We start from the raw sequence: 26,045 nt of genomic DNA on the forward strand, positions 1-26,045 counted from the left end.
GGCTACGTTGGGAAGGGATAACCGCTGAAAGCATCTAAGCGGGAAGCCTGCTTCAAGATGAGATTTCCTTGTCCCTTGAGGGTGTGAGGCTCCCAGCAGACCACTGGGTGGATAGGCCGGATGTGGAAGCGAGGACGAAAGACTCGTGGAGCTGACCGGTACTAATAGCCGATGACTTGATACAACAGTTTTGCTTGCGTCCACTGTGCGGTTCCCGGGTCATCACCGGTGTGTTGATAACCCTATAGAGTTACGGCAGTCATAGCGTGAGGGAAACGCCCGGTCCCATTCCGAACCCGGAAGCTAAGCCTCACAGCGCCGATGGTACTGCCCTGGTGACGGGGTGGGAGAGTAGGACGCTGCCGGACATTCTTTCGCGAAGGCCCACCCCGTTTCGGGGTGGGCCTTCTGCGTTGCCCCGGGCGCGCGCACCGGCCGCGGGAGCGCCGACACACAAGCCCAACGGCACACCAGAGTGCCTTTACAACGGTTCTGTTGCCGCCCCGGCGATGTGCCGTGACCCGGGTCGGTGGCGGACTGCTCGCTGAACTGACGAAGGCCCACTCCTCGGAGTGGAGCGGGCCTTCGTGTAAGGCGCGAGTCAGCTCACGCGCCTGGAGTCGTCGGTCTCCGTGAGGCTGTCGCGGGCGACTGGCTCAGTGGTCTGCCGCCGACCCACGGACGACGCAGGAGCGGTTGTTCTCCCAGCCCCAGCCATCGCCGTCCGGGTCGCTCGAGCTGGCAGCGCAGTATGGGTACCCGTTCGGCGCGGTCCCGCCGCCGTTGGAGCCAGCGTCTGGCGCCGATCCTCGGACGACGCAGGAGCGGTTGTTCTCCCAGCCCCAGCCATCGCCGTCCGGGTCGCTCGAGCTGCCGGCGCAGTACGGGTACCCGTTCGGTGCGGTACCGCCCGACTCGGTCGGCGGGGTCGTCGGGTCGACGGGGCCGCCCGAGTAGACGGAGGCGACCCTGGGGGCGCGCGCCTTGAGCCCGTCGGCGCCGTTGATGAAGCGCTGTCCCCACGACGTGAGGCGGCCGGAGTCGAACCCCGTCGCCATGTCGAGGTACTCGACGCCGCCGCCGTTGCCCGACCACGACCAGCCGAGCATGCCGACACCCGTGGCGCGCGTGTACTGCATGATCGTCGCCTCGTCGGGGTTGCCGTCCGAGTGAGCGTCGCCGAACTCGCCGACCATGAGGGCCAGGCCTCGGCTTCGGAAGGAGTCGATGTACGTCGTCACCTTGGCCGCCGTGTCGTAGACGCCGTACATGTGGATGGAGAACACGGTGTTGCCGTCGGCGGCCGCTACGCGGGGTGCCTCGGCCTTCATCGTCCCGGACCAGTCCTGGCCCCAGTTGGGTGCATCGACGACGAGCGTGTGTCGCAACCCGGCGGAGCGCAGCGCGCTGATCGCCGAGATCGTGTCGGACGCCCACGACTGGTAGCCGCTGTTGCCGAACGGCTCGTTGCCGATGTTGATCATCACGTAGGCCTCCTGGCCCACGAGAGCGCTGCGGACCTGCGTCCAGAACTGCGCTGCCTGCGCGAGCGAGCGAGCGCTGCCGTCCTCGCCGTAACCGGTCGTGTCGTGGTTCTCGAGGATGCACACGAGCTGGTTGGCGCGGCACCGGGCGACGACGTCGGCGACATCGGAGACGGTGCTGGGCGTGTAGCGTCCGCCCGAGAGCACGACCCGCACAGCGTTGGCGCCGGCGGCGCGGATGTCGGCGAAGGAGCCGGTCTGCGACGGGTACCAGGCGTGGGCGTGGTTGATGCCCTGGGGCACGAACTCGACGCCGCGGGCGTCGTAGATCCGCCCGCCCGAGACGGTAAACCCGTCGGACGCGGCCACGGCGTTGTGCGTCGCGGGTAGCAGGGCGACAGCGAGCGTCACCGCGCCGAGCAGCGCTGCGGCGCGGGTGAGGAGCCTTCTCATGGGGGAGTGTCCCTTCGTCGGCGGCGGGCGTCGTCGCCCGCCGGTGGGCGTGGCACCCCCGTGGGGGCGACGGGTCGCGGGCATCGGTGCGCGCGACAGCACTAGTGAAGCGCTTAAGTCTGGATTGTGCGACCGGAACGAGCGCAGCCCGCGGATGCGCCGCCCGGCGTCCGTCGCAGCACCTAGACTGGTCCCATGTCCTCCATCTCACGCGACGAGGTGTCGCGCGTCGCCGCTCTGGCGCGCATCGACCTCACCCCCGACCAAGTGGACCGGTTCGCCGCCGACCTCGACGTCATCGTCGATGCGATCGCTCAGGTGAGCGAGGTCGCGACCTCCGACGTCCCCGCGACGAGCCACCCGCTTCCGCTCACGAACGTCATGCGCGCCGACGAGCCCGTCGCGCCGCTCACGCAGGAGCAGGCGCTCTCGGGTGCCCCGGCCCAGGAGGACGGCCGCTTCCTCGTCCCGCAGATCCTCGGGGAGGAGTGACGATGGACCTCACACGACTGAGCGCAGCAGCGCTCTCGGAGAAGCTCACGGCAGGTGAGGTGACCTCGGTCGAGGTCACCCAGGCCCACCTCGACCGCATCGACGCGGTCGAGGGCGCCGTCCACGCGTTCCTCCACGTCTCGGACGACGTCGCGCTCGCGACCGCCGCCGACGTCGACGCGCGCCGCGCCGCCGGACAGTCCCTCCACCCGCTCGCGGGCGTGCCGATCGCCGTCAAGGACGTCGTCGTCACCGAGGGCATGCCGACGACCGCCGGCTCGAAGATCCTCGAGGGCTGGGTCCCGCCGTACGACGCGACGCTCGTCGAGCGCCTCAAGGCTGCCGGCCTGCCGATCCTCGGGAAGACGAACATGGACGAGTTCGCCATGGGGTCCTCGACCGAGCACTCGGCGTACGGCAACACGCACAACCCGTGGGACCTCGAGCGCATCCCCGGAGGCTCGGGAGGCGGTTCCGCCGCAGCCGTCGCAGCCTTCGAGGCACCGCTCGCCATCGGCACCGACACTGGCGGCTCGATCCGCCAGCCCGGCGCCGTCACCGGCACCGTCGGCGTCAAGCCCACCTACGGCTCGGTGTCCCGCTACGGACTCATCGCCATGGCGTCCTCGCTCGACCAGGCAGGCCCCGTGACGCGCACGGTCCTCGACTCCGCACTCCTCCACGAGCTCATCGGCGGGCACGACGCACGCGACTCGACGTCGATCGACGAGCCGCTCCCGGCGCTCGTCGACGCCGCGCGCCAGGGCGCGCTCGGCGACCTCACCGGCGTCCGCGTCGGCGTCGTCACCGAGCTCTCGGGCGACGGCTACCAGGCGGGCGTCTCCGCGCGCTTCGCCGAGTCCCTCGAGCTGCTCGAGAAGGCCGGCGCGACCCTCGTCGAGGTCTCCTGCCCGAACTTCCGTTACGCTCTCGGCGCGTACTACCTCATCATGCCGTCCGAGGCGTCCTCGAACCTCGCGAAGTTCGACGGTATGCGCTTCGGCCTGCGCGTCGAGCCCACCGACGGCCCCGTCACCGCCGAGCGCGTCATGTCCGCGACCCGCGGCGCCGGCTTCGGCGACGAGGTCAAGCGTCGCATCATCCTCGGCACGTACGCGCTCTCCGCGGGCTACTACGACGCGTACTACGGCAGCGCGCAGAAGGTCCGCACGCTCATCCAGCGTGACTTTGACGCCGCGTTCACGCAGGCCGACGTCCTCGTCTCGCCGACAGCGCCGACGACGGCGTTCAAGCTCGGCGAGAAGCTCGACGACCCGCTCGCGATGTACCTCAACGACATCGCGACCATCCCGGCCAACCTCGCCGGCGTCCCCGGCATCTCGGTGCCGAACGGCCTGTCCGACGACGGTCTGCCCGTCGGCTTCCAGATCCTCGCGCCCGCGAAGGCTGACGACCGGCTCTACCGCGTCGGCGCCGCCCTGGAGGCAGCCCTCGAGAACGTGTGGGGCGCGCCGCTGCTCGCGCAGGCCCCGGAACTGGAGATCGCACGATGAGCGCCACCACCGTCGACCTCGTCGACTACGACGACGCGATCCGCCGCTACGACCCCGTCCTCGGCATCGAGGTGCACGTCGAGCTCGGCACGCGCACGAAGATGTTCTGCGCGGCCGAGGTCGAGTTCGGCGGCGAGCCCAACACGCAGACGACGCCCGTCTCGCTCGGCCTGCCGGGTGCGCTCCCGGTCGTCAACGCGACGGCCGTCGAGTACGCGATCCGCATCGGTCTCGCGCTCAACTGCTCGATCGCGGAGTCCTGCCGCTTCGCGCGGAAGAACTACTTCTACCCGGACGTCCCCAAGAACTTCCAGACGTCCCAGTACGACGAGCCCATCGCGTTCGACGGCTACCTCGACGTCGAGCTCGATGACGGCACGATCTTCCGCGTCGAGATCGAGCGTGCGCACATGGAGGAGGACGCCGGCAAGAACACGCACGTCGGCGGTTCCACGGGACGCATCCACGGTGCCGAGTACTCGCTCGTTGACTACAACCGTGCGGGTATCCCGCTCGTCGAGATCGTCACGCGGCCCATCGAGGGCGCGGGCGAGCGAGCTCCCGAGGTCGCGCGCGCCTACGTCCAGACGCTGCGTGACATCTTCCGTGCGCTCGACGTCTCCGAGGCACGCATGGAGCGAGGCAACGTTCGCGCCGACGTCAACCTCTCGCTGCGTCCGACGCCCGAGAGCCCGCTCGGCACGCGAACCGAGACGAAGAACGTCAACTCGTTCCGGTCCATCGAGCGGGCCGTGCGCTACGAAGTCTCGCGACAGGCGGCCGTCCTTGACGCGGGGGAGAAGGTCATCCAGGAGACCCGTCACTGGCACGAGGACACATCGATCACGACGTCGGGCCGCGTGAAGTCCGACGCCGAGGACTACCGCTACTTCCCCGAGCCGGACCTCGTGCCCGTCGCGCCGTCGCGGGAGTGGGTCGAGCAGATCCGGGCCGCGCTCCCCGAGATGCCAGCAGCCCGCCGCCGCCGGCTCCAGGAGGCCTGGGGCTACGCCGACGCCGAGATGCGCGACGTCGTCAACGCGGGCGCCCTCGACCTCATCGAGGCGACCGTCGCCGCGGGTACGTCCGCCGCCGCAGCCCGCAAGTGGTGGATGGGCGAACTAGCGCGCCGCGCGAAGGCCGACGAGGTCGAGCTCGACGCCCTGCCGATCACGCCCGCGGGCGTCGTCGAGCTTCAGTCGCTCGTCGACTCCGGACGTATCAACGACAAGATCGCGCGCCAGGTGCTCGAGGCCATGCTCGCGGGTGAGGGCACGGCGGAGGAGATCGTCACGGCCAAGGGCCTCGAGGTCGTCTCTGACGACGGCCCGCTGCTCGCCGCGATCGACGACGTCCTCGCCGCGCAGCCCGACATCGTCGAGAAGATCAAGGGCGGCAACATGGGCCCGATCGGCGCGATCATCGGCGGCGTCATGAAGGCCACGCGCGGACAGGCGGACGCGGGCCGCGTGCGCGAGCTCATCATGGAGAGGATCGGCTGACATGGTTCGCGGACCAGAGCTCGCGGGCGAGCTCGTCCGGCTGCGGCCGTTCGTCGAGTCCGACGCCGAACGGGCGTGGGAGCTCGTCCAGGACACGGAGGGGCTCCGGCTCACGGGGACAACCGCGTCGTTCACGCGCGAACAGATCGCCGCGTGGGTGCGTGATGTTCCCGAGCGTCCGGGTCGCTACGACTGGGCGATCACGAGCGGTGTCCGGCGCGACGGCGAGCTCGTGAGCGACGAGATGCTCGGCGAGATCGTCCTCAACGACCTCGACGACGACGCCCTGTCCGCGAACCTGCGGCTCAACATGCTGCCCAACTACCGTGGGCGTGGCTACGGGCGCGAGGCCATCCGCCTCGTGCTCGGACACGCATTCGCAGCCGACGGGCTCGGGCTGCACCGCGTCTCGCTCGACGTGCTCGACATCAACCCGCGCGCGCAGATGCTCTACGAGTCCATCGGCTTCACCGTCGAGGGACGGCTTCGCGAGGTCTACCGTGACGGTGACCGCTGGACGGACGCGATCGTCATGAGCATCCTCGAGCACGAGTGGGAGACCGACAGCGACGCCGCCTGACAGTGGTTCCACGCACGGCGCCGCACCCTTCGGGGTTGCGGCGCCGTCGTCGTCCCGTGCACGGAGGTAGGTCGGCCTCGTGCCCGGAAGAACGTCGGTCTCCCGTTCCCCGAGGGACGCCACGGTCACCCGGAGCCACAGCGTCACGCACTCCGGGGCTGGGCGAGCCCCCGGAAGGCGTACTTGGGTGCACGACCGCTGGTGGTGGCGGCGCTGCGGTGGTTGGCTGGGACGCATGGAACCTCTCGAGATCGCACGTGTCGAGCAGGCTGTCGCCGGGACCGGCTGGGAGGTCGTCGACGGACAGCTCGTCGTCCGGTACGCGACCGGCAGCTTCGTCGCCGGGGTCCGGCTCGTCGAGCTTGTCGCGGGCGCGGCCGAGGCCGCGAACCACCACCCTGACGTCACGCTCACGTACCCGTGGGTCGAGCTGCGTCTCCTCACGCACGAGGTCGACGCGCTCACGAGCGCCGACGTCGACCTCGCGCTCGAGCTCACCGAGCTCGTGCGCGAGCACGGCGTCGAGGTCGCGACGGGGGAGTAGCACGACGACGGCACCGGCGGAGCGCCGGTGCCGCGGCCCGACCACGCTCCGGACGCCTTCGCCGCGCCCCGGCGCGCGCGACGTACTGTGGTGCGGCGGCGCCTCTCGCCGCACGACTGCGTCGAAGGAGCATGACCGATGAGCCGCCCGCTGCGCTCCCGCACCTCCACCCACGGCCGCAACATGTCGGGGGCCCGCGCCCTGTGGCGTGCGACCGGCATGACGTCGGAGGACTTCGGCAAGCCGATCATCGCGATCGCGAACTCCTACACACAGTTCGTCCCGGGCCACGTCCACCTCAAGGACATGGGCGACCTCGTCGCGTCCGCGATCCGTGAGGCCGGCGGCGTCGCCAAGGAGTTCAACACGATCGCGGTCGACGACGGCATCGCGATGGGTCACGGCGGCATGCTCTACTCGCTGCCGAGCCGCGACCTCATCGCCGACTCGGTCGAGTACATGGTCAACGCGCACTGCGCCGACGCGATCGTCTGCATCTCGAACTGCGACAAGATCACCCCCGGCATGCTCAACGCCGCACTGCGCCTCAACATCCCGGTGATCTTCGTGTCCGGCGGGCCCATGGAGGCCGGCAAGGCGGTCGTCGCCGACGGCGTCGCGAAGACGCACCTCAACCTCGTCAACGCGATCAACTACGCGGCCGACGACGCGGTCTCCGACGAGGCGCTCGCGAAGGTCGAGGAGTCGGCGTGCCCGACGTGTGGCTCGTGCTCGGGCATGTTCACCGCGAACTCGATGAACTGCCTCACCGAGGCGCTCGGCCTCTCGCTGCCCGGCAACGGCTCGACGCTCGCGACGCACACGGCCCGCAAGGAGCTCTTCCTCGAGGCCGGGCGCACGATCGTCAAGCTCGCACGCCGCTTCTACGACGAGGGCGACGACTCAGCCGCCCCGCGCTCGATCGCGTCGAAGGCCGCGTTCGCCAACGCTATGACGCTCGACGTCGCGATGGGCGGCTCGACGAACACGGTCCTTCACATCCTCGCGGCCGCGCAGGAGGCCGAGATCGACTTCACGCTCACCGACATCGAGGAGATCTCGCGTCGCGTGCCGTGCCTCTCGAAGGTGGCACCCAACCACCCGAACTATCACATGGAGGATGTCCACCGCGCCGGTGGCATCCCCGCGCTCCTCGGTGAGCTCGACCGCGCGGGCCTGCTCGATCACGACGTCACGAGCGTCCACACGCCGACGCTGCGCGCGTGGCTCGACGACTGGGACATCCGCGGCGGCAAGGCCACCGACACCGCGAAGAAGCTCTTCCTCGCCGCCCCCGGCGGGGTCCGCACGACGCAGGCGTTCTCGACGTCGAACGTCTGGGAGTCCCTCGATACCGACGCGGCGAACGGCTGCATCCGCGACCTCGAGCACGCGTACACGGTCGAGGGCGGGCTTGCGGTGCTCCGCGGCAACCTCGCCGAGGACGGCGCGGTCTTCAAGACGGCGGGCGTCGACCCGGACGTCTTCCACTTCGTCGGGACGGCGCTCGTCGTCGAGTCCCAGGACGAGGCCGTCGAGAAGATCCTCACGAAGCAGGTCCAGCCGGGGCACGTCCTCGTCGTGCGCTACGAGGGCCCCGCGGGCGGCCCCGGCATGCAGGAGATGCTCTACCCGACGTCGTTCATCAAGGGACGCGGCCTCGGCAAGTCCGTCGCCCTCATCACGGACGGACGCTTCTCGGGCGGGTCCTCGGGCATCTCGATCGGGCACGTCTCGCCCGAGGCCGCGGCCGGCGGGCTCATCGGCCTCGTCGAGGACGGCGACCGCATCGAGATCGACGTCGACACGCGCCGCGTCCACCTCGACGTCCCGGACGACGTCCTCGCGGAGCGCCGCGCCAAGATGGAGGCGCGGGAGAACCCGTGGCAGCCCGTCGACCGCGACCGCTACGTCTCCCCGGCGCTGCGCGCGTACGCCGCGATGGCGACGTCCGCAGACCGCGGTGCGGTGCGCGACGTCTCGCTCATCACGCGCCGCTGAACCACCCGCACCTCGTACGCGACGGGCCCGCTCCCCACGGGGGAGCGGGCCCGTCCGTGTCCCCGCTGCGCTCACGGAAGCCTGCGGTCCCGCACGTCCCGACGGCACCGAACGGCCCCGGCTGTGGCCCAGGTCACGGACATGGGGTAATACTCGGGTATGGACGCCTCAGAGATCGACCTCAAGCCCCGTTCGCGCCAGGTGACCGACGGCCTCGAGGCCACGGCGTCGCGCGGCATGCTGCGCGCCGTCGGCATGGGCGACGACGACTGGGCCAAGCCGCAGATCGGCGTCGCGAGCTCGTGGAACGAGATCACGCCGTGCAACCTCTCGCTGCAGCGCCTCGGCGCGGCCGTGAAGAACGGCGTCCATGCCGCGGGCGGCTACCCGCTCGAGTTCGGGACGATCTCCGTGTCCGACGGCATCTCCATGGGCCACGAGGGCATGCACTACTCGCTCGTGTCGCGCGACGTCATCGCTGACTCCGTCGAGACGGTGATGATGGCGGAGCGGCTCGACGGGTCGGTTCTCCTCGCGGGCTGCGACAAGTCGCTGCCGGGCATGCTCATGGCCGCCGCGCGCCTCGACCTCGCGGCCGTGTTCCTCTACGCGGGCTCGATCATGCCCGGCTGGGTCAAGCTCTCCGACGGCACCGAGAAGGACGTCACGCTCATCGACGCGTTCGAGGCCGTCGGCGCGTGCGCGCGCGGACTCATGAGCGTCGAGGACGTCGACCGCATCGAGCGCGCGATCTGCCCGGGCGAGGGCGCGTGCGGCGGCATGTACACCGCGAACACCATGGCGTCGGTCGCCGAGGCCATGGGCATGTCACTGCCCGGCTCGGCCGCGCCGCCGTCCGCGGACCGCAGGCGCGACCAGTTCGCGCAGCGCTCTGGCGAGGCCGTCGTCAATCTGCTGCGCCGCGGCATCACGGCGCGCGACATCATGACGAAGGAGGCGCTCGAGAACGCGATCGCCGTCGTCATGGCGTTCGGCGGCTCGACGAACGCGGTCCTCCACCTCCTCGCGATCGCGCACGAGGCCGAGGTCGACCTCACGCTCGACGACTTCCGTCGCGTCGCGGCGCGCGTCCCGCACCTCGGCGACCTCAAGCCGTTCGGCCGGTACGTCATGGCGGACGTCGACCGCGTCGGGGGAGTGCCCGTCGTCATGAAGGCCCTGCTCGACGCGGGACTGCTCCACGGCGACTGCCTCACCGTCACGGGCCGCACGGTCGCGGAGAACCTCGCCGAGATTGCGCCGCCCGACCCCGACGGCAAGATCCTGCGCGCCCTCGACCGCCCGATCCACCGCACGGGCGGCATCACGATCCTCCGCGGGACCCTCGCGCCCGAGGGGGCCGTCGTGAAGTCCGCGGGCTTCGACTCCGACGTCTTCGAGGGCACCGCGCGCGTCTTCGAGCGCGAGCGTGCCGCGATGGACGCGCTCGAGGACGGCACGATCACGGCCGGCGACGTCGTCGTCATCCGCTACGAGGGGCCCAAGGGCGGGCCCGGCATGCGCGAGATGCTCGCGATCACGGGCGCGATCAAGGGTGCGGGTCTCGGCAAGGACGTCCTGCTGCTCACCGACGGGCGCTTCTCGGGCGGAACGACGGGGTTGTGCGTCGGGCACGTCGCACCCGAGGCCGTCGACGGAGGGCCTGTCGCGTTCGTGCGCGACGGCGACCGCGTGCGACTCGACGTCGCCGCCGGCACGCTCGACCTCCTCGTCGACGAGGCGGAGCTCGCGGTGCGCCGCGAGGGCTGGGAGCCGCTGCCCCCACGTTTCACGCGCGGCGTGCTCGGTCGCTACCAGAAGCTCGTCGGCTCAGCGTCGCAGGGCGCGGTCCTCAGCTGACCAACCCTGCGACTCGAAGGGCATCAGCACACGTCGATGGTGCTGGGGCGCTACGAGTCGCTCTGGGTGGTGGTCGCGGTGGGGCACTCGTCCGAGGCACTCAGCGGGCGCGGCGGACCTCGAGCGTGCGGTACGTCGGCACGAGCACCTTCGGCTGCGCGCGACGCCGCACGATCTCGAGCGGACCGCCCTCGAACAGCGTGCGGAGCAGGTGCTCGAGCTCGGCGCGCGCGAGCGCCGCACCGAGGCACAGGTGACGGCCCGCGCCGAACCACAGCTGGCGGTTGTCCGCGACGTACGGTCGTTCGATCCGGAACGGGCCGGGCGCCGTGTTGGCGCTCCACACGAGCATCATCACTCGCTCGCCCGCGCGCAGCGTGCGGCCCGCGACCTTGACGTCGGCCGCGACGCCCCGCCCGATGACGGACGCAGGGCTTGTGACGCGCAGGCCCTCGCGGACCACGTCGTCCCACGGGTCCTCGCCACGGGCGAGCGCCGCGAGCAGGCGGTGCTGCTCGCCCGTGTCGACGAGCAGCGCGGTCGTGCGTGCCATCGCGCTCGCGGACGTCTCCGTGCCCGCGACCATGAGGAGGCTCGCGATGCCCGTCGTCTCCTCGAGGCTCAGCCCGAGCTCGCGGCAGCGGCCGAGCAGCAGGTGCCCGGGCGCGTGCGCCCAGCCGTCGGGCACGCCCGACGTCAGCTCCGCGACGATCCCGCGGGCCGTGACGACCTGCGCGTCCGACAGGTGCGTCGAGGAGCCCGTGCCGAGCGCGACCGACGCGAGTCGTTCGCCCGTGCGGAAGATCGCGAGAGCCTCGGCGTCGGTCGGCCACGGGGCGTCCTGCGTTCGTCCCGCAGGTGGCACGATGCCAAGGATCGTCGTCATCATGCGGCCGACGAGCGTGCGTGACAGCGGACCGACGTCGAGCGTCCCGCCCGCGTCGAGCGTCGCACGCGCTGCGGCGAGCGACGGCCCCCATGCATCGTCGACGATCTCGGTCGCCGTCGCCTTCGTGAAGAGGTCGCGGGCGCGCGTGCGCAGGTCATGGTGACCCGGCCCGTCGAAGAGGTCGAACACCCAGTCGCCGAGGATCTGACCCCACAGGTGCCCGACGCCGCCCTCGTCGAGGATCGTGAACGCGCGTCCGTCCTTGAGGATCTCGCGGCTCACGACGGGGTCCGACGTCACCCAGCCGAGGCCGGGGACCCTGACGAGCGGGCGGCGCAGGGCGCGCCCACCGAGGAGGACCGCGGCCATCGCGGGACGGGCGCGGGCGAGGAGCGCGAGCTCGGAGCGTGTCGTCACCCGCGGAAGTCTGCCGGACGCGGCACGGCACGACCAGGTTGTCCACAGATGGGTGTTCGGCGGACGACATCCGGAGCGTGCGGGCGGCCGCGGGGACCGACCGCTACGCTGACCGCCATGCTCCAGCCGCTCCACGCCCCGGCCGTCGTCGTTGCCCCCGCGCGTCCGGCCCCCGCCGCCGCGATCCTCGGCGTCGCCGTGCACCTGCCCGACGACGTCCGTGAGGTCGCGGACGTCGAGCGGGCGCTCGCCCGACGCAACCCCGGCGTCGTGCCCCGCACGCCGCTCGTCACCCGGCTCACGGGGGTGCAGCGGGTGCACGTGCTCCCCGACGGTGAGGACGCGTCCGACCTCGCCGTCGCGGCCGCGCGGACGCTCCTCGCCGAGCACCCCGGCACGACCGTCGACCTGCTGATCTTCGCCTCCGCGAGCCAGGACATGGTCGAGCCCGCGACGTCGCACATCGTCGCGCACAAGCTCGGGCTCGACTCCGTGCCCGTCATGGACGTCAAGAACGCCTGCAACTCCGTGCTCAACGGCATTGAGGTCGCCGAGGCGCTCGTTGCGACAGGGCGGTACGGGACGGTGCTCGTCGCCTCGGGGGAGGCACCTTCGCGCGCCGTCCGTCACGACGTGCCCGACCGGGCGACGTACGCGCTTTCCGCGCCGGGCTACACGATGTCCGACGCGGGCGCTGCCGTGCTCGTCGGTCGCCCGCCCGCCGTCGCCCCGGGGCAGGCGCCGCGCGGCATCCTCGCGAGCGCGTTCTCCGCGCGCTCCGAGCACTGGGACGTCGGCATGCTCCCGGGCGGCGGGACCGCGCACCCGCGCGACGTCGAGCGCACCTACTTCGAGATCGACGGCGGACGCCTGCGCGACGCGTTCTGCGCGCTCGGCCCCGGCGTCGTCGAGGAGGCGCTCGAGCGGGCAGGGCTCACGATCGACGACGTCACGCTCGTCGCCGTCCACCAGGTCGCGGTCGCCTATCTCGACGACGTCCACGACGCGCTCGGCCTGCCGCGCGACCGCACGCTCGTCACGGTCGCCGACCACGGCAACGTCGCCTCGGTGACGCTCCCGCTCCAGCTCGTGCGCGCACGCGAGTCCGGGCGGGTCCGTGACGGTGACGTCGTCCTGCTGCTCGGGCTCGCGGGCGGCATCTCGATCGGCGCGACGCTGGTGCGCCTGTGAGGCCGCCACGTCCCGGGGGACGCGTGCGCTCGACCGCGGGCACGCACCCCGCGCCCGGCCGGCTCGGCGTCGTCGTGCCCGCGCGGGACGAGGCCGCGGGCATCACGGCGACGCTCGACGCGCTGCGCGCGCAGACGGACACCGACTTCGACCTCGTCGTCGTCGACAACGGGTCCTCCGACGGGACGGGTGACGTCGTCCGCGAGTACGCCGCGAGGCACGGCCTGTCGCGCTGGCGCGTCGTCACGGAGGAGCAGAAGGGGACGGGGGCCGCCGCCGACACGGGCATGCGCGAGGCCGCGGCCGCGGGCGCCGCGCTCCTCGCACGCACCGACGCCGACTGCCTGCCCGACCCCGGCTGGACCGCGGCCGTGCGCCGCGCGCTCGCACTGTCCGAGCTCGTCGCGGGCAGGCTCGTGCCCCGCACCGACGACCTGCCGGTCTCGCGGCCACGCACAGCCCTGCTCAACGGCGCGGTCGCGCTCGCGGGCGCGTTCGGCAGGGTACGACCCGGCAATCAGGACGACGGCTACCTCGGGCCCTACATGATGTCCGCCGGCTGCAACATGGCAGTCACCGCCGACCTCTACCTCCGCGCCGGCGGATTCCCGCGCACCGCGATCGAGGACGTCCACGAGGACCGTGCGCTCGTCAACGCCGTGCGCCGCCTCACGACGCGCTACGCGACGTACGACGACGTCCTCGTGCGTGGCTCGACCCGGCGCGTCGCCGCCTGGGGGCTCGTGCGGACCCTCGGCTGGTACGCCGACCACCGCTACCGGCCCGCGCACGTGGACATCCGGTGACGGTCGACGACGTCGCGCGCGCCGCGCACGCCGTGCACGACCCCTCCGTGGCCGACGACGAGGTGCTCCACCACGAGGAGCGCGTCCAACGCGGTGCCCACCCGCTCGCGTACCCTGCGCTGCGCGCCCTCCGCAACCGCCCGGCCGTACGGGTCCCCGGCCTCGGCGTCGTCGTCTCCGACGCCGCGACCGCCCGCGAGGTGCTCCTCGACACAGAGTGCTTCTCGAAGATCGGGCCGGGCTCGCCCGCCGACCTGTGGACGCCCGTGCTCGGACCCTCCGTGCTGCTCAACATGGAGGGCGCCGAGCACGCCGCGCTGCGCCGCACGCTCACGCCGCTCTTCACGCCGTCGTCCGTCAGGGCCCTCACCGCGACGCGCTCCGAGCGGCTCGACAGGCTAGCCGCGAGGCTTCTCGCGGGGGAGAACGTCGACCTCGTGCCCGTCGTCGGCGACCTCGCCGGCTCGCTCATCTGCCACCTCGTCGGCCTCGGCGACACCGGCGACACGGTGCGGGACCAGCTGCGGCGCGCCCAGGAGATCGTCGGGCTCGTCCGCCTCCACCGACGCGGGCTCACGCGCTCGCAGGTTGCCCGCGCCCGCGCGGTGCTCGACGAGCTGAGCGAGCCCGCGCGCGCCGCCTACCGCGACGGCGGGACGCAGACCGTCCCGGGGCGCATGCGCGAGCTCGGCCTCTCCGAGCGGGAGGCGATGGGGGCGGTCGGTGCGTTCGTCCTCACGGGCACCGAGACCGTCCAGTCGTTCGTGCCGCGGCTCGTCGCGATCACGCACGACGCGGGCGTGCTCGACCGGCTGCTCTTGACGCCGCCCTCCGACCGCTGGCGCGGTCGCGTCGTCGAGGAGGCGCTGCGCACCGCCGTGCCGACGCCCGTCATGCTCCGTTCCGTGACCGCCGAACGTGAGGTCGCGGGCGTGCGGGTGCGGCCGGGCGACCGCGTCGTCATCGTGACGATCTCCTGCTGCCGCGGTGCGGGGCCGTTCGACCCAGGCCGCGAGGCGGACCCGGCCGTCCGTCACCTGTGGTTCGGCGCAGGACCGCACTTCTGCCTCGGCATGCCGCTCGCCATGGCGCAGATCGACTCCGCGCTCGCGGCCCTCGCTCCCGTCGCGGCCGCGGGCCGGCCGGTGAGCGTCGTCCGCCGACGCGTCGCCCGACGCGTCCTCATCCCCGCGTACCGCGAGCTCGTGGTGACGGCGTGAGCGGGCCCGGGACCCCGGAGGACGCACACCTCGTCGCCCTCGTGCTCGACGCGTGCGCGCGCACGCCCGACGCCGTCGCGCTGCGCGTCCCGCGCCGCACCCGTCCGGGCCGCCCCCAGCGCTTCGGTGCGCTCACCTTCCGCGAGCTCGCGACACGCATCGAGGCCGTCGCCGCGGGTCTCCGCGCGCACGGGCTCGAGCCCGGCGGACGGGTGCTCTTCTCGATCCGGCCGCGGCTCGACGGAATCGTCACCGCGCTCGGCATCGCACGAGCGGGCGGCACCGTCGTCTTCGTCGACCCCGGCTCGACGCCCGAGCTCTTCGCTGCGCGCGTCGCTGCTGCCCGGCCGACGCACGCCGCGACCGAGTCGCTCCTCCACGCGCTCTCCCGCGGACCGCTGCGCGCCCTCGCGCGTCGGCGCGGCCTGCTCCTGCCCGGGTACGCCGAGCTGCTCGTCACTCACGTGCACTCCGGACCGTGGCTGCCGGGGGTGCCGCGGGGATCCGTGCCCGTGCGACGGCTCGTGCGGGACGCCCTCGCGACCACGCGCGGCGCGGAGCCTGACCGTGCGGCGTCGAGCCGGGCCGCTGCGGGGCTGCCGCGCGACAGGGCATCACTGCCCCCGCTCGACGGGGCGCGCGAGATGCTCGTCGTCTTCACGTCGGGCACGACCGCGGCCCCGCGCGCGGTCGTCCACTCGGGCGCGACCCTCGCGGCCGCGACGCGTGCGCTCGGCGAGATCGTTGCGATGAGTCCCGGGGAGGACGTCGTCACGGACCAGATGCTCCTCGGCGTGCCCGCGCTCCTCGCGGGGGCGACCTGGACCGTGCCCGTCGTCGCGCCCGCCCGCGACGTCGTCACGGCGGGTCGTCTCATGGCGGGAGCCGACGCGACGTTCCTCGTGCCCGCCGACGTCACCGCGCTGCTCGACGCCGTCGAGGCTGGCACCGTGCCCGCCCGCACGGCCGCGACCGTCCTCGTCGGAGGAGCACCCGTCACCCGCGCGCTCCTCGAGCGCGCGACGCGGCTCGTGCCGACGACCCGCTGGGTCGGGATCTACGGCATGACCGAGTGCCTGCCCGTCGCGTCCGTCGAGGCCGCGACGAAGCTCGCGCACACGGGGGACGGCGACCTCGTCGGGACACCCGTGAGCACCGTCGACGTGCAGATCCTTTCCGCGGCTCCGGACGGCACCGCGCCCGACGGAGCCGGTCCGGACGGCGCTGCTCCGCGAGCGACAGCGTCCGGGGACGCCGCGTCCGACGATGCTGCGCCCGACGATGCCGCGTCCGGCGAGCTCGTCGTCTCAGGTCCCGCGCTCATGCTCGGCCTGCTCGACACCGACGGCGACGTCGTCCGGGTGGCCGAGCACCGCACGGGCGACCTCGCCCGACTCGCGTCCGACGGCTCCGTCGTCCTCCTCGGGCGGACGCGCGACATGATCATCCGCGGCACGGTCAACATCTACCCGGGCCTCTTCGAACCGCGGCTCGCTGCGCTCGAGGGCGTCGGCGAGGCCGTCCTCGTCGGGCTGCCGCAGGAGGACGGCGACGAGCGGGTCGCGCTCGTCCTCGTCCCGTCGGACGCCGCTGAGCGTCCGCCGCGGCTCACGTGCGACCACCCGCTCGCCGAGGAGGTGCGGCCGCGGCTCGCCGAGGTCCTCGACCACGGCGCGCTGCCCGACGTCGTCCTCGTCGCGCCAGCGGTTCCCGTCGCGGGCCGCAGCCGCAAGCCCGACCGACAGGCGCTCGCGCGCGAGGTCGCCGCGCTCGTCAACGCAGCCGCAGGGGAGGGCTCCACGTGCGCGTCGCGGTGACCGGGGCCTCGGGCTTCGTCGGTGGCGCTGTCGCCCGAGCGCTGGCCACCGACGGGCACGACGTCCGCACGTTCTCGCGCCGCCCCGCGCATGTCGGGACGTGGCGGGTATGGGACCTCGCCGACGGCGCGCTCGCGGACCCGCCCGAGGTCGACGCCGTCGTCCACGTCGGCGCAGCCGTCGCCGACGGCGGCAAGCGCGCCGCCGCCGCACGGATCAACGTCGACGGCACGCGCGCGGTCCGCGAGACGTTCCGCGGCGCACGGATGATCCACGTGTCCTCGGCGAGCGTCTACGACCCGCGCGTGCCGACCGTCGCCGGGCGCGAGGACACGCCCCTGCCCGGCCGCCACCTCAACGCGTACGGTGCGACGAAGGCTGCTGCCGAGCGCTACCTCGCGGGCACGGACCTCGGTCCCGTGCTCGTCCTGCGGCCGCACGCGGTCTACGGGCCGGGGGACACGACGCTGCTGCCGCGTGTCGAGGGGCTCGTGCGGCGCGGCCGCGTGCCGCTCGTCGGCGACGGCTCCGCGCTCCACTCGTTCACGCACGTCGACACGTTCGTCGAGGCCGTCCGAGCCGGGCTCGCGCGCGACGTCACGGGCGTCGTCAACGTCGCCGACGCCGAACCGTGGCCGCTGCGCCGCGCAGTTCTCGAGCTGCTCGGCAGGCGCGGGCACCGTGGTCCGGACGGCGGACCGCTGCGCGTCGCCGAGGTCCCGCCGCGCCTCGCGTACGCACTCGCGGCCGCGCTCGACGGTGCCGCCGCGTTCGGTCTGCCGCGCTCGCGCCTCAGCCGCTACGCGCTCAGCCACCTCGCGGTCGAGCGGACGCTCGACCTCACGCGCCTGCGCACATGGCTCGGCGTCGAGCCGCCTGCGACGACGCTCGAGGGCGCCGAGACCTGGTGAGCGGCAGCTCGTAGTCCTGGAACACTGTCGAACGGTGCTGGAGACCTACGAGTCAGGACCGGGCGGGGTCAGCCGGACGTGACCGTCCCCGACTCGTAGGCCGCGACGACGAGCTGCACGCGGTCACGGCACCCCGTCTTGCGGAGGATCTCCGAGACATGCGACTTCACGGTCGGCTCGCTCACCCACTGCTCGGCCGCGATCTCCGCGTTCGACAGACCGCGCGCGACGGCTGCGAACACCTCGCGTTCGCGGGGCGTGAGCTCGTCGAGTCCGGGGACGACGCGCGGCGCCGCGCGGCGAGCCGCGACGTCTTTGACGAGGCGTCGCGTGACACCGGGCCCGAGGAGCATCGACCCCTCGGCGACGAGCCGCACCGCCTCGACGAGCCGTTCGGCCGTGACGTCCTTGAGGAGGAAGCCGCTTGCCCCGGCACGCAGCGCGTCATACACGTACTCGTCGAGGTCGAAGGTCGTGAGGATGACAACGCGCGTGCCCGCGCCCGACGCCGTGACGCGGCGGGTCGCCTCGATGCCGTCGACGCGCGGCATACGGACGTCGACGAGCGCGACGTCGGGAGACATGCGCTCGACGAGCCGCACGAGCTCTGCGCCGTCGGCCGCCGTGCCGACGACCTCGATGCCGGGTGTCGCCGCGAGGATCGCGGCGAGCCCGTGAAGGATGACGGGCTGGTCGTCCGCGAGGACGACGCGCACAGGTGCCGCGTCCGCCGAGGGCGGTGCAGGCGAGGAGGCAGGTGCCGGCGCGGACGGTTCCGGGGGTGTCACGGCGTTCATCCTGCCAGCCCGGGATCGTCACGTGCGTCGGTGACGTCGTCCGGGTCCGGCAGCGTCACCCGGAGCGTGAACGTGCCGTCGGCGACCGTGACGTCGCTCGTCCCGGCGACGAGCGCGACGCGCTCGGCGAGACCAGTGAGCCCGATCCCCGGCGTGTGACCGTCGGCCGGTGCCGCGTTGCGAGCGACGAGCGAGGTCGACGAGGGCTCCCGCGTGATCGTCACGTCGACGCGCTCTCCGGGGGCGTGCCGGCGCGCGTTCGTGAGCGCCTCCTGGAGCACGCGATAGAGGACGTAGCCGCTCTGCGACGGGACGGTGCGCACGAGCGCCTCGAGCGCGGGGCCGTCCGGACGCACCGTGACGTCCTGGCCGGCCGAACGGGCCACGTCAAGGAGCGTGCCGAGCTGCGCGGCCGACGGCTGAGGCCGGAGCTCAGACGTCTCGTGCTCGGTGCGCGCGAGGACCGCGAGCACGGCGCGCAGCTCGGTGAGCGCCGCGCGCGCGTCGTCGGCGATGAGGCTGAGCGCCTCGGTCGTCGCGGGGGCGAGGTCGGGCGTCGCGTAGCGGGCGCTCTCGGCGCGCACCGCGACGAGCGAGACGTGATGTGCGACGACGTCGTGGAGATCGCGCGCGACGCGCGAGCGCTCCGTCACAGTCGCGGAGAGACGACGCGCAGCGTCGTGCTCGACGCCGGCCTCAGCGCGGAGCCTGAGAGCTTCGTCGAGTGCTTCGCGCCGACGCTCGTGACGTCCGGCTGCGGCAGCGAGCGTCCGGGCTGTGAGGATCGCGAGCACGATGGCGATGAGGACGACGACGACGACGGTCGTGCGGTCCTTGACGGTCCTGTTGATGTCGTCGGCGCCGAGGAGGAACGTCGTCGGACCGTCCGTGCTGAGGAGAGCGACCGGCATGCCGCTGACGCCGAGCGTGAGCACGGTCCCGACGGCGACGGCGGTCGGTCCCCAACCCCGCCTGTCGGCAGCCTGGAGCGCGCCGACGGCCGCGAGCGCGAACCACCACGTCGCGTCGTATGCAGCGACGTACCTGCCGGTGAGCCACACGAGGGGCACGGTCGCGACGGCGACCGTCACGGAGCCCCACGCCGCGAAGCGCGGGGCGCGCCGGGCGAGGAGCACCGCGAGGACGGCGACGAGCAGGGCAGCGAGGACGACGAGAAGCGCCGGGCTCAGGAGGAGCCTCGCCGGGTTCGCGAAGGTCCACCACCACGGAGCCCAGTCGGGGGAGCCCTCGATCGAGGCAGCCAGGGTGTCCCGCCACAGAGCGGGGAGAAGGACGATCCCGTGGAACGCGACGAGCGCTGCGAGGATCGACTCGGGGACGCCCGGGCGGCGGGTGCGGGCCGGTGTGGCGGGCGGGTCCGGGGGAGCGGCGGGCGTCATGGCACTCATCCTCCCGGGTGCGGCAGGGGGCCGACCACCGTCGTGAGGAGGAAGCCGGCCCCCGCCTGCGGACGGGGCCCGGCGCGTCGCTGCGCACGATCCTGGGTCGTGACGTGGACCACACGGTCCCGCCCCCTGAGACCAGGGCGACCCGTATGTGACACGACGGGACCCTCCGGCGTACGCTGGCCCCGTGCAGACGATCCTCGTAGTACTTCCCGGGCGCGCGGCCTGACCGGCCACATCCCGGTCGTCGACGCGCGCTCTCCCCTCGCATGGCCCCCACCCGGGCTCGAGGGGTTTTTTCTTGCCGCTGAACCCTCAGCGGCGCCACCCGAGGATCGACTCTCACCACCGTGAGACCGGGGCCGCAGCCGCATCCGGCGAAGGCCCCGCCAGCAGTCCGAGCAGTCCCAGCATCGCAGCCAGGGAGAAGACCATGGCCCAGGGTCACCCCGCAGCCGACCAGGCGTCCACGACGCCCAGGCCGGCGCCCAGCCCCGCCCACGCAGCCGCCGCCGCGGCCGAGCGCGCCCGCGCGTCCGTACCGCAGCGCGAGGAGATGACCGGCGCGCAGTCGCTCATCCGCTCGCTCGAGGCCGCGGGCGTCGACACCGTCTTCGGCATCCCGGGCGGAGCGATCCTCCCGGCGTACGACCCGCTCATGGACTCGACCCAGCTCCGGCACATCCTCGTGCGCCACGAGCAGGGCGCGGGCCACGCAGCGCAGGGCTACGCCCAGACGTCCGGCAAGGTCGGCGTGTGCATGGCGACGTCGGGCCCCGGCGCGACGAACCTCGTCACGCCCATCGCGGACGCCAACATGGACTCGGTCCCGCTCGTCGCGATCACCGGTCAGGTGGGCGCGTCGTTCATCGGGACGGACGCGTTCCAGGAGGCCGACATCGTCGGCATCACGATGCCCGTCTCGAAGCACAACTTCCTCGTCACCGACCCCGCCGACATCCCGCGCGTCGTCGCCGAGGCCTTCCACATCGCGCGCACCGGCCGCCCCGGCCCCGTGCTCGTTGACGTCGCGAAGTCCGCGCTGCAGTCCCGCACCGTCTTCGAGTGGCCCACGGACATCCACCTGCCCGGCTACCACCCCGTGACGAAGCCTCACTCCAAGCAGATCCGTGAGGCCGCGAAGCTCCTCGCGACCGCCCGCCGGCCCGTGCTCTACGTCGGCGGTGGCGCGATCCGCTCGGGTGCGGCCGACGTCCTGCGCAAGCTCGTCGACCTCTCGGGCGCGCCCGTCGTCACGACGCTCATGGCGCGCGGCGCCGTCCCGGACTCTCACCCGCAGAACCTCGGCATGCCCGGCATGCACGGCACCGTCCCTGCCGTCGCGGCGCTCCAGCGCGCCGACCTCGTCGTCTCGCTCGGCGCGCGCTTCGACGACCGCGTCACCGGCAAGCTCTCGTCGTTCGCACCGGGCGCCGCGATCATCCACGCGGACATCGACCCGGCCGAGATCGGCAAGAACCGCGCCGTCGACGTCCCCATCGTCGGCGACCTGCGCGAGACGATCTCCGAGCTCGTGCCGGCGCTCGCCGACGAGCACGCGAAGAACGGGCTGCCCGACCTCGCAGGCTGGTGGGCGACGATCGACGACTGGCGCGAGACGTACCCGCTCGGCTACGCGCCGACCGCGGACGGGCTCCTGTCCCCGCAGCACGTCATCCAGACGCTCGGCGAGATGGCGGGCCCCGAGGCCGTCTACGTCGCGGGCGTCGGCCAGCACCAGATGTGGGCCGCGCAGTTCATCCGCTACGAACGTCCCGCGGCATGGCTCAACTCGGGCGGCCTCGGCACGATGGGCTACTCGATCCCCGCCGCGATGGGCGCGAAGGTCGGCGACCCCGACCGCGAGGTCTGGGCGATCGACGGTGACGGTTGCTTCCAGATGACCAACCAGGAGCTCGCGACCTGCACGATCAACGACATCCCCATCAAGGTCGCGCTCATCAACAACTCCTCCCTCGGCATGGTCCGGCAGTGGCAGACGCTCTTCTACGACGAGCGCTACTCGAACACCGACCTCCACACGGGCCACGGCACCGCGCGTGTCCCTGACTTCGTCAAGCTCGCCGACGCGTACGGCTGCGTCGGTCTGCGCGTCGAGCACGCGAGCGACGTCGAGGCGACGATCAAGAAGGCGCGGGAGATCAACGACCAGCCCGTGCTCATCGACTTCAACGTCTCGCGCGACGCGATGGTGTGGCCCATGGTCGCCGCGGGCGTGAGCAACGACGACATCCAGTACGCGCAGGGGATCTCCCCGGCGTGGGACCGCGAGGACTGAGAGGACCCGGCACCATGACCCGTCACACCCTCGCCGTGCTGCTCGAGAACAAGCCCGGCGCCCTCACCCGCGTCGCGGCCCTCTTCGCGCGCCGCTCGTTCAACATCCACTCCCTCGCGGTCGGGCCGACCGAGCACGAGGGCATCTCCCGCATGACGATCGTCGTCGACGTCGACGAGCTCCCGCTCGAGCAGGTGACGAAGCAGCTCAACAAGCTCATCAACGTCATCAAGATCGTCGAGCTCGACGACGAGTCGTCCGTCCAGCGCGAGCTCCTGCTCGTCAAGGTCAAGGCCGAGGCCGGCACCCGCTCGGCGGTGCTCGAGGTCGTCGAGCTCTTCCGCGCGCACGTCGTCGACGTCGCCGTCGACGCCGTGACGATCGAGGCGACCGGCAATCCCGGCAAGCTGCGTGCGCTGCTCGCGGCGCTCGAGCCGTACGGGGTGCGCGAGATCGTCAAGTCCGGCGCGATCGGCATCGGTCGCGGCTCCCGCTCGATCACCGACCGCGCGCTCGACCGCGTCTCACGCAGCGCCTGATCCTGCGGCGGACGGCCGTCGTGGGGTTGACTTGCTCCGGACGGTCGGTCGCCGACCCAAACTTCACACCGCACACAGAACGAGGAGAACCACCGTGGCAGAGCTTTTCTACGACGACGACGCCGACCTGTCGATCATCCAGGGCAAGAAGGTCGCGATCGTCGGCTACGGCTCGCAGGGCCACGCCCACGCGCAGAACCTGCGTGACTCGGGCGTCGAGGTCGTCATCGCGCTCAAGGAGGGCTCGAAGTCGATCGCCAAGGCGACCGACGAGGGCTTCGAGGTCAAGACCGTTGCCGAGGCCGCGGCCTGGGCGGACCTCATCATGATCCTCGCGCCGGACCAGCACCAGCGTGCGATCTACGCCGAGTCGATCGCCCCGCACCTCACCGAGGGCAAGACGCTCGCGTTCGCGCACGGCTTCAACGTGCGCTTCGGCTACATCGCGGTCCCCGAGGGCGTCGACGTCATCCTCGTCGCGCCCAAGGCGCCGGGCCACACGGTGCGCCGCGAGTTCGTCGCCGGCCGTGGCATCCCGGACATCATCGCGGTCGAGAAGGACGCGACGGGCACGGCGTGGGCCACGGCTCTGTCGTACGCGAAGGCGATCGGCGGCACGCGTGCGGGCGTCATCAAGACGACGTTCACCGAGGAGACCGAGACGGACCTCTTCGGCGAGCAGGCAGTGCTCTGCGGCGGCACGTCGCAGCTCGTCCAGTACGGCTTCGAGGTCCTCACCGAGGCCGGCTACCAGCCGCAGATCGCCTACTTCGAGGTCCTTCACGAGCTCAAGCTCATCGTCGACCTCATGTGGGAGGGCGGCATCGCCAAGCAGCGCTGGTCGGTCTCCGACACGGCCGAGTACGGCGACTACGTCTCGGGCCCGCGCGTCATCACGCCCGAGGTCAAGGAGAACATGAAGGCCGTCCTCGCGGACATCCAGTCGGGTGCCTTCGCGGAGCGCTTCATCGGCGACCAGGACGCGGGTGCCCCCGAGTTCCACGCGCTGCGCGAGAAGGGTGCCCAGCACCCCATCGAGACCGTGGGTCGCGAGCTCCGCTCTCTCTTCGCGTGGAAGCAGCAGGACGCTGATTACACCGAGGGCTCGGCCGCACGCTGATCCTCGCACGACGACGAGCGGCCCGCCCGCACCGGTTGGTGCGGGCGGGCCGTTGGCGTAGGTGTGGCGTCAGGCCTTCTTGACGAGGCGGACGAGCTCGGCGCCCTCCGCGTCGACGAGGACGAGCGAGCCGTCGGCGCCGAGGCCCGCCGCGCGCGCGGTCGACGCGAACATGGGCATCTGGACGCCCTCGCAGTAGATCAACGTCTGCGGGCCCGACGTGGCACGCCACGAGCCCTTGTCCGAGAGCCACAGGCCCTGCGCCCCGTTGCAGCCGTCAGACCCGGTCCACGTGCCGTCGGCGGCGAGAGCGAGGTAGGACGCCTCCGGCTCGCCGACGGGCGTCGCGGGGAGCCAGTGGCCGACGAGCTCGTTCATCGTCGCCGCCGTCACTCCCGACGGAAGAGTGGGGGAGGTGGGGTCGAGAGCGGCGCGGAGCACGTCGTCGAGGACGGGGTCCTGCGCGAGTTCGGCGGACACGTCGGCGGGAACCTTCGGGGTGCCGCCCGCAGTGAGCGTCGCCGTCGGAGTGCCGTCCGCGGCGAGAAGGACGAGGTCGTCGCCCGCGGTCGCGATGCTCGTCGCGTCGCCGAGCCACGCCGGGACGCCTGGGAGGTCGCACGCGCCCGATCCGGACCACGCGTCGGTGAGGAGCGCACCGTCGGTGCCGACGAGGTAGGAGACGTCGACGAGTCCGCAGTCGAGCCACAGGTTCATGCCCGCGCTGATCTGGAGGACGGCGCCGTTGTCCGCGGCGGCGTCGCCGACGGTCCAGGTGCCGACGGCCTCGCGGGCGTCGGTGAGCGGAGCATAGGTGGCGTCGGCGGGCGCCTGCGAACCGGGGACGTCCGGGTTCGCGCACGCGGCGAGCAGGAGAGCTGTTGGAGCGAGCACGGCGACCGGGAGACACGCGCGGCGGGTCGAGCGGGAGATGGTGGTGCTCACGAGGGTTCCTCTCGAGTGGTGGTGTCGCCGTGCATGTGTCGCCGAGGGCCGGGTGCTTGCACCTGCGTGCCCGCGGGTCTGGGGATGAGCCGGCATCTCGAGGTGTGACCGTCACCGTCTCACCATGCGGTGAGACGACGCGTCGGAGTGCGGACGGAACGTCCTAGGATCCCCTGCATGACGAGCAACATCAACCTGGCGGTCGTCGCGGGCGACGGTATCGGCATCGAGGTCGTCGAGCAGGGCCTCGCGGTCCTCGAGGCAGCCCTCAAGGGCACCGACGCGACGGTCTCGCAGACGGCCTTCAACCTCGGCGCGCAGCGCTGGCACGCGACCGGTGAGACCCTCACCGACGCCGACCTCGACGCGATCCGCGGCCACGACGCGATCCTCCTCGGCGCGATCGGCGACCCCACGGTGCCGTCGGGCGTCCTCGAGCGCGGCCTCCTCCTCAAGCTGCGCTTCGCGCTTGACCACTACGTCAACCTCCGCCCGGCGAAGCTCTTCGCGGGCGTGCGCTCGCCGCTCGCCGAGCCCGGCGAGATCGACTTCGTTGTCGTCCGCGAGGGCACCGAGGGCCCGTACGTCGGCAACGGCGGCTCGATCCGCACCGGCACGCCCCACGAGGTCGCCAACGAGGTCTCCGTCAACACCGCCTTCGGCGTCGAGCGCGTCGTCCGCGACGCCTTCGCGCGCGCCGCCGCGCGCCAGCGCAAGCACCTCACCCTCGTCCACAAGCACAACGTCCTCGTCCACGCGGGCCATCTGTGGCGCCGCACCGTCGAGGCAGTCAATGCCGAGTTCCCCGACGTGACGACCGACTACCTCCACGTCGACGCCGCGACGATCTTCCTCACGACGAACCCCTCGCGGTTCGACGTCATCGTCACCGACAACCTCTTCGGCGACATCCTCACCGACCAGGCCGCCGCCATCACGGGCGGCATCGGTCTCGCGGCGTCCGCGAACATCAACCCGGACCGCACCGCCCCCTCGATGTTCGAGCCGGTCCACGGCTCCGCGCCCGACATCGCCGGCCAGGGCAAGGCCGACCCCACCGCGACCGTCCTCTCCGTCGCGATGCTGCTCGACCACCTCGGCTACGCAGCCGAGTCGGCGAAGGTCACGGCCGCGGTCGCGGCCGACCTCGTCGAGCGCGGCACCCGAGTACGGTCGACGGCCGAGATCGGCACCGACCTCGCACAGCGCGTGGCCGAGTGACCCCAGCGGGTCCCGTGCCCTCGGCCGTCCTCACCCG

21 protein-coding genes and 2 rRNA genes are annotated in these 26,045 nt (G+C 72.3%); 18 read left to right on the plus strand and 5 right to left on the minus strand.

The window, feature by feature from the left end:
• A 23S ribosomal RNA gene (locus tag IGS67_RS10665) occupies positions 1-184 on the plus strand; the annotation flags it as partial.
• A 67-nt stretch (positions 185-251) separates the two neighbouring features.
• Positions 252-368: ribosomal RNA gene (rrf, locus tag IGS67_RS10670) — 5S ribosomal RNA — on the plus strand.
• Between the two features lie 288 nt (positions 369-656).
• On the opposite strand, the gene IGS67_RS10675 is transcribed toward rrf, so the two are convergent.
• A complete protein-coding gene (locus tag IGS67_RS10675) occupies positions 657-1,937 on the minus strand; it encodes a cellulase family glycosylhydrolase (protein ID WP_192280727.1) in 1,281 nt (426 codons plus the stop codon).
• A gap of 195 nt (positions 1,938-2,132) precedes the next feature.
• Here IGS67_RS10675 and gatC point away from each other — a divergent pair, with 195 nt between their 5' ends.
• The 7 genes from gatC to ilvD (IGS67_RS10710) all read left to right on the plus strand — a co-directional run bounded on the left by gatC (position 2,133) and on the right by ilvD (IGS67_RS10710) (position 10,430).
• The gene (gene gatC, locus IGS67_RS10680; protein ID WP_192280730.1) at positions 2,133-2,429 is read left to right on the plus strand and encodes an Asp-tRNA(Asn)/Glu-tRNA(Gln) amidotransferase subunit GatC; all 297 of its coding nucleotides are present in this window, start codon (positions 2,133-2,135) and stop codon (positions 2,427-2,429) included.
• A gap of 2 nt (positions 2,430-2,431) precedes the next feature.
• Entirely contained in the window at positions 2,432-3,943 is a 1,512-nt protein-coding gene (gene gatA / locus IGS67_RS10685) for an Asp-tRNA(Asn)/Glu-tRNA(Gln) amidotransferase subunit GatA (protein ID WP_192280733.1), read from the plus strand.
• Positions 3,940-5,445, plus strand: coding sequence for an Asp-tRNA(Asn)/Glu-tRNA(Gln) amidotransferase subunit GatB (gene gatB / locus IGS67_RS10690; protein WP_192280736.1), 1,506 nt, complete (start codon positions 3,940-3,942; stop codon positions 5,443-5,445). Before gatA ends, gatB begins: the two co-directional genes overlap by 4 nt.
• A gap of 1 nt (position 5,446) precedes the next feature.
• Entirely contained in the window at positions 5,447-6,025 is a 579-nt protein-coding gene (locus tag IGS67_RS10695; RefSeq protein ID WP_192280739.1) for a GNAT family N-acetyltransferase, read from the plus strand.
• A gap of 235 nt (positions 6,026-6,260) precedes the next feature.
• A complete protein-coding gene (locus IGS67_RS10700) occupies positions 6,261-6,569 on the plus strand; it encodes a 4a-hydroxytetrahydrobiopterin dehydratase (protein WP_192280742.1) in 309 nt (102 codons plus the stop codon).
• A 138-nt stretch (positions 6,570-6,707) separates the two neighbouring features.
• Positions 6,708-8,570 (plus strand): dihydroxy-acid dehydratase, encoded by a 1,863-nt coding sequence (gene ilvD / locus IGS67_RS10705; protein ID WP_192280745.1) that lies wholly within the window; start codon positions 6,708-6,710, stop codon positions 8,568-8,570.
• Between the two features lie 159 nt (positions 8,571-8,729).
• The gene (ilvD, locus tag IGS67_RS10710) at positions 8,730-10,430 is read left to right on the plus strand and encodes a dihydroxy-acid dehydratase (RefSeq protein ID WP_192280748.1); all 1,701 of its coding nucleotides are present in this window, start codon (positions 8,730-8,732) and stop codon (positions 10,428-10,430) included.
• Positions 10,431-10,530: 100 nt separating this feature from the next.
• Here the strand turns inward: ilvD (IGS67_RS10710) and IGS67_RS10715 are convergent, their stop codons facing one another.
• A complete protein-coding gene (locus tag IGS67_RS10715) occupies positions 10,531-11,736 on the minus strand; it encodes a cytochrome P450 (protein ID WP_328742438.1) in 1,206 nt (401 codons plus the stop codon).
• 117 nt (positions 11,737-11,853) lie between these two features.
• Here IGS67_RS10715 and IGS67_RS10720 point away from each other — a divergent pair, with 117 nt between their 5' ends.
• From IGS67_RS10720 to IGS67_RS10740, 5 genes are read left to right on the plus strand one after another with little or no spacing between them, the layout of a single operon-like run.
• Complete coding sequence (locus IGS67_RS10720; protein ID WP_192280750.1) at positions 11,854-12,927, plus strand: 3-oxoacyl-ACP synthase III family protein; 1,074 nt, start codon at positions 11,854-11,856, stop codon at positions 12,925-12,927.
• Between the two features lie 23 nt (positions 12,928-12,950).
• Positions 12,951-13,733 (plus strand): glycosyltransferase family A protein, encoded by a 783-nt coding sequence (locus tag IGS67_RS10725; RefSeq protein WP_192280753.1) that lies wholly within the window; start codon positions 12,951-12,953, stop codon positions 13,731-13,733.
• Complete coding sequence (locus tag IGS67_RS14425; protein WP_328742440.1) at positions 13,730-14,953, plus strand: cytochrome P450; 1,224 nt, start codon at positions 13,730-13,732, stop codon at positions 14,951-14,953. The genes IGS67_RS10725 and IGS67_RS14425 overlap by 4 nt, the downstream gene beginning before the upstream one ends.
• Positions 14,950-16,770, plus strand: coding sequence for a class I adenylate-forming enzyme family protein (locus IGS67_RS10735; protein ID WP_192280756.1), 1,821 nt, complete (start codon positions 14,950-14,952; stop codon positions 16,768-16,770). The genes IGS67_RS14425 and IGS67_RS10735 overlap by 4 nt, the downstream gene beginning before the upstream one ends.
• Positions 16,755-17,681 (plus strand): NAD-dependent epimerase/dehydratase family protein, encoded by a 927-nt coding sequence (locus tag IGS67_RS10740; RefSeq protein ID WP_192280759.1) that lies wholly within the window; start codon positions 16,755-16,757, stop codon positions 17,679-17,681. Before IGS67_RS10735 ends, IGS67_RS10740 begins: the two co-directional genes overlap by 16 nt.
• Positions 17,682-17,749: 68 nt before the next feature.
• Here the strand turns inward: IGS67_RS10740 and IGS67_RS10745 are convergent, their stop codons facing one another.
• Both IGS67_RS10745 and IGS67_RS10750 read right to left on the minus strand, forming a co-directional pair.
• On the minus strand, positions 17,750-18,397 hold the full coding sequence (locus tag IGS67_RS10745) for a response regulator transcription factor (RefSeq protein ID WP_328742543.1): 648 nt from the start codon (positions 18,395-18,397) through the stop codon (positions 17,750-17,752).
• A 77-nt stretch (positions 18,398-18,474) separates the two neighbouring features.
• The gene (locus IGS67_RS10750) at positions 18,475-19,878 is read right to left on the minus strand and encodes a sensor histidine kinase (protein WP_192280765.1); all 1,404 of its coding nucleotides are present in this window, start codon (positions 19,876-19,878) and stop codon (positions 18,475-18,477) included.
• A 439-nt stretch (positions 19,879-20,317) separates the two neighbouring features.
• Between IGS67_RS10750 and IGS67_RS10755 the strand changes: the two genes are divergently transcribed.
• From IGS67_RS10755 to ilvC, 3 genes are all read left to right on the plus strand, one after another.
• Entirely contained in the window at positions 20,318-22,183 is a 1,866-nt protein-coding gene (locus tag IGS67_RS10755) for an acetolactate synthase large subunit (RefSeq protein ID WP_192280768.1), read from the plus strand.
• Positions 22,184-22,197: 14 nt separating this feature from the next.
• The gene (ilvN, locus tag IGS67_RS10760; RefSeq protein ID WP_102507761.1) at positions 22,198-22,722 is read left to right on the plus strand and encodes an acetolactate synthase small subunit; all 525 of its coding nucleotides are present in this window, start codon (positions 22,198-22,200) and stop codon (positions 22,720-22,722) included.
• 94 nt (positions 22,723-22,816) lie between these two features.
• Complete coding sequence (gene ilvC / locus IGS67_RS10765; RefSeq protein ID WP_192280771.1) at positions 22,817-23,842, plus strand: ketol-acid reductoisomerase; 1,026 nt, start codon at positions 22,817-22,819, stop codon at positions 23,840-23,842.
• Positions 23,843-23,911: 69 nt separating this feature from the next.
• Here the strand turns inward: ilvC and IGS67_RS10770 are convergent, their stop codons facing one another.
• Positions 23,912-24,787 (minus strand): META domain-containing protein, encoded by an 876-nt coding sequence (locus IGS67_RS10770; RefSeq protein WP_192280774.1) that lies wholly within the window; start codon positions 24,785-24,787, stop codon positions 23,912-23,914.
• A 177-nt stretch (positions 24,788-24,964) separates the two neighbouring features.
• Here IGS67_RS10770 and IGS67_RS10775 point away from each other — a divergent pair, with 177 nt between their 5' ends.
• The gene (locus IGS67_RS10775) at positions 24,965-26,008 is read left to right on the plus strand and encodes a 3-isopropylmalate dehydrogenase (protein ID WP_192280777.1); all 1,044 of its coding nucleotides are present in this window, start codon (positions 24,965-24,967) and stop codon (positions 26,006-26,008) included.
• Positions 26,009-26,045 lie beyond the last annotated feature (37 nt).

Origin of the sequence: Flavimobilis rhizosphaerae, from assembly GCF_014852685.1 — a bacterium.
In the GTDB taxonomy this organism is placed as follows: Bacteria; Actinomycetota; Actinomycetes; order Actinomycetales; family Cellulomonadaceae; genus Flavimobilis; species Flavimobilis rhizosphaerae.